The sequence below is a fragment of the Mesorhizobium sp. M8A.F.Ca.ET.021.01.1.1 genome, assembly GCF_003998025.1.
Classification (GTDB): domain Bacteria; phylum Pseudomonadota; class Alphaproteobacteria; order Rhizobiales; family Rhizobiaceae; genus Mesorhizobium.
Map to the genome: position 1 here is coordinate 1 of NZ_RZSJ01000710.1, position 2,814 is coordinate 2,814.

General features: G+C 64.0%; 2 protein-coding genes and 1 pseudogene. All 3 read right to left on the reverse strand.

What is annotated here, in order from left to right:
- Positions 1-142, reverse strand: a pseudogene (locus EOA36_RS38610) (conjugal transfer protein TrbK); the annotation flags it as partial.
- An 11-nt stretch (positions 143-153) separates the two neighbouring features.
- The gene (gene trbJ, locus EOA36_RS32645) at positions 154-912 is read right to left on the reverse strand and encodes a P-type conjugative transfer protein TrbJ (RefSeq protein WP_127280923.1); all 759 of its coding nucleotides are present in this window, start codon (positions 910-912) and stop codon (positions 154-156) included.
- Positions 909-2,814, reverse strand: a 1,906-nt coding sequence (gene trbE, locus EOA36_RS32650; RefSeq protein WP_127280924.1) for a conjugal transfer protein TrbE, incomplete at its 5' end; no start/stop codon positions are given. The genes trbE and trbJ, both read right to left, overlap by 4 nt.

Genomic DNA, 2,814 nt, shown 5'->3' on the forward strand with positions numbered 1-2,814 from the left:
GGTTTGGCGACAAAGTGGCCGGCGCCTCGGGAGCGGCCCTAACCGACTTTTCCTCCTTTCGGGCCAACTCGACCGCGGCCGCCGTGACGGCGATCGCGAGGAAGATGACAGCGGCGAGGCGAGCGAGTGACTTGCCATCCATGGCGGTGAGCCTCACTGGTTGAACATCGCGGCATTGCCGGCCTGGTACCCGGAGCCCGGGTTCAGGAACCGGCGGCGCTGCTCGCGCCCCTGTTCGGCGGCGGCGGCACGTTCAGCCTCGGTCATTGCCTGGGCGCGACCGTTCGCGGCGACAACCGCCGTGAGATCGGCAAGCTGCTGCGCCTGAAGCGCGAGAAGCTGGTTACCGGCTTGTGTCGCCTGCAGCGCGCCGGTGGCTGATTGGCTGGCGCCGACAAGCGCCGACATTTGCGTGCGATTGGTGTCGATGTTTCCAACGACGCCCGCTTGCACGCGCATGGCGTCCTGCAGGCCGCCAACCGTATTCTGCCAGCGCGAGCGCGCATCCGTGACGAGTTGCTGATCGGACGCGGATAGCGAGATGCTGCGGTATTGCTGCTGGAAGATCCTGTCGACCTGCTGGACATCGAAGGCGATGTTCTGCGCCTGGCCGAGCAGCTGCTGCGTCCGCTGCACCGATTGCTGCAACTGCTGCAGCGAGGAGAAAGGCAGGCTCGCGAGATTGCGGGCCTGGTTGATCAGCATCTGTGCTTCGTTCTGAAGTGAGGTGATCTGATTGGTCACCTGCTGAAGCGATCGCGCCGCCGTCAGGACATTCTGCGCATAATTCGACGGATCAAACACGATCAACGCGTATGCTGGCCTGACAGCTGCGGGCAACACCGCGAGCGGCGCGGTGAACATGGCCGCGGCCAGGGCAAGCGCGCGCGAGCGAAAGCGATGGGTATTCATGTTTGATGCTCCTGTTCGGGTTGGGAGGTGAATGTCGAAACGTTGGGAACGAGGTCAGCCGCCCAACTGGCGTTTCGCGCGCGCAGCCAGGCAGGGAGGAAGCCGGCGCGGCCATGTCCGGCGACGATGCTGGCGATCAGAGCCTGATCGGTCTTCGAGGATGCAGCGCAAAGCGCCAGGGCGATCTCGGACAGGCCGAGCTCAAAGAGGCGGTTGCCGCGTCGAGACTGGCAGTAGTAGTCGCGCTTCGGTGTGGCGCGCGCCAAAATCTCTATCTGGCGGTCGTTGAGGCCGAAGCGACGATAGATCGCGGTGATCTGTGGTTCGGTTGCGCGTTCGTTCGGCAACAGCAGCCGGGTTGGACAGCTCTCGATGATCGCTGGTGCGATGCCCGAATTGTCAATGTCGGACAGCGACTGCGTGGCAAAGACGACGCTGGCATTCTTCTTGCGCAGGGTCTTCAGCCATTCGCGCAATTGCCCGGCAAAACTCTCATCATCAAGGGCAAGCCAGCCCTCGTCGATAATGAGCAGCGTCGGTCGTCCATCGAGCCGGTCACCGATGCGATGGAACAGGCAGGAGAGAACCGCCGGTGCGGCTCCAGTCCCAACAAGACCCTCGATTTCGAACACCTGCACGGACGCCGTGCCAAGGTGCTCGGCCTCGGCATCAAGCAACCGCCCGTACGGGCCACCGATGCAGTAGGACCGGAGAGCCTGCTTCAGATCGTTGGCCTGCAGCAAGACGCTCAGGCCGGTGATGGTGCGCTCCTCCACCGGCGCCGAGGCGAGCGACGTCAGAGCGGCCCAGATATGCTCCTTGGCGTCCGGGTTGATCGGGATGCCTTCGCGCGCCAGGATTGCCACGACCCAGTCGGCGGCCCAGGCGCGCTCGTAAGTGTCGTGTATGCGGGCGAGTGGCTGGAGCGAGACGGAGGTATCGGCGCCTTCGGTTAGGCTTCCGCCAAGATCGTGCCAGTCGCCTCCCATTGCCAGTGCGGCGGCGCGGATCGAGCCGCCGAAGTCGAAGGCAAAGACTTGACTGCGCGCGTAGCGGCGGAACTGCAGGGCCATCAGCGCGAGCAGCACGGACTTGCCAGCTCCGGTAGGCCCGACAACAAGCGTGTGGCCGACGTCGCCGACATGCAAGGACAACCGGAACGGGGTCGAGCCCTCGGTCTTGCCGTAAAGCAAGGGGGGACTACCGAGGTGCTCGTCCCGTTCCGGCCCCGCCCACACGGCAGAGAGGGGGATCATGTGGGCGAGATTGAGTGTCGAGATGGGTGGCTGGCGGACGTTGGCGTAGGCATGTCCGGGCAATGAACCGAGCCAGGCATCGACGGCATTGACGGTCTCGACCATCGCGGTGAAATCGCGTCCCTGGATGACCTTTTCGACAAGACGCAGTTTTTCATCGGCAAGACGCGGATCGGCATCCCAGACCGCGATGGTCGCGGTGACATAAGCCATGCCCGTCATATCCGCGCCGAGCTCCTGCAAAGCCATGTCGGCGTCGGCCGCCTTGTTGGCGGCGTCCGTGTCCATGAGCACGGACGCCTCGTTCGTCATGACCTCCTTCAGGATGGCCGCGACCGACTTACGCTTGGCGAACCATTGCCGACGGATCTTCGTCAGCAGCTTGGCAGCGTCGACCTTGTCGATAAGGATCGCACGCGTCGACCAGCGGTGGCCAAATGCGAGCCGGTTGAGGTCATCGAGAAGGCCGGGCGTGGTTGCTGTTGGAAAGCCAACAATGGTGAGCACGCGAAGATGCTGATCCCCAAGACGCGGCGCCAGCCCACCGGTCAGCGGCTGATCGGCCAGCAGCGCATCGAGATAGATCGGCGTCTCGGGGACGCGCACACGATGGCGCTTCGTCGAGACAGCCGAATACAGGTAGGTC

Excerpts from the sequence above, each read along its gene's own strand:
- trbJ (WP_127280923.1), bottom strand. The coding sequence starts at position 912 with ATGAATACCCATCGCTTTCGCTCGCGCGCGCTTGCCCTGGCCGCGGCC.